The sequence below is a fragment of the Bradyrhizobium sp. KZN70725 genome (genome assembly GCF_055264925.1).
The window spans coordinates 1-846 of record NZ_JBUYWT010000191.1 but is presented as its reverse complement, the minus strand read 5'-3'; the positions used below and the strand labels follow the sequence as shown (position 1 = coordinate 846).

The window sequence follows — 846 nt, the reverse complement described above, 5'->3', positions numbered from 1 at the left end:
CTAGAGCCTGTCTTCAGTTGAGGGATTCCCAAATCAGGGGATAAGTGATTCATGGGTGGTCGGCTTTTGGAGGGGCCGGCCGATGCGACGCTATGCATTGCGCGACGACCAATGGGAGCGGATCAAAGATTTTCTGCCGGGACGGGAAGGTCATGTCGGTGGCACCGCGGCCGACAATCGACTGTTCGTCGATGCGGTTCTGTACCGATACCGAGCGGGGATCCCTTGGCGCGATCTGCCGGAGCGTTTCGGGAACTGGAAAGTGGTCTATCAGCGCTTCAGCCGGTGGGCGAAGAGCGGCGTTTTCGAGCGCATTTTCAAGCTTTTGGCGAGTGATCGCGACAACGAATACATGATGATTGACGCCACGATCGTGCGTGCCCATCAACACAGTGCTGGCGCGCGTAAAAAAACGGCGACCAAGCGATCGGCCGGTCTCGGGGTGGACTGAGCACCAAAATTCATGCGCTCGTCGATGCGTTGGGCAATCCCGTGGAGCTGATGCTTTCGCCAGGACAAGCCAACGATCTCACTTGTGCAGAGCCGCTGCTTGAGAATTCCAATCCTGCGGCCTTGATCGGCGATAAGGCCTACGACGCCGATGCCTTTATCCAAGCCCTCACCGACAGACAAATCACGCCGGTCATTCCTTCCCATTCCCGCCGCGCAATTCCGTTGCCGTGTGATTTCGCCCTCTATTGCGAGCGCAACCTTGTCGAGCGCTTCTTCAACAAACTCAAGCACTTTCGCGCTATCGCGACCCGCTACGACAAACTCGCCAGAAACTTTCTCGCCGGCATCCACTTGGCCTCAGCTTTCATCTTGCTCAACTGAGGACAGGCTCTA

General features: G+C 57.1%; 1 protein-coding gene. It reads left to right on the top strand.

Features of this window, described 5'->3' with window-relative positions; all coding sequences use genetic code 11:
- Nucleotides 1-82 precede the first annotated feature (82 nt).
- Nucleotides 83-834, top strand: a protein-coding gene (locus ACZBJS_RS42645; RefSeq protein ID WP_463440345.1) for an IS5 family transposase whose coding sequence is annotated in 2 segments (ribosomal slippage) — nt 83-419 and nt 419-834 — 753 coding nt in all. Because the reading frame shifts where the segments join, the coding sequence is not laid out codon by codon here.
- Nucleotides 835-846 lie beyond the last annotated feature (12 nt).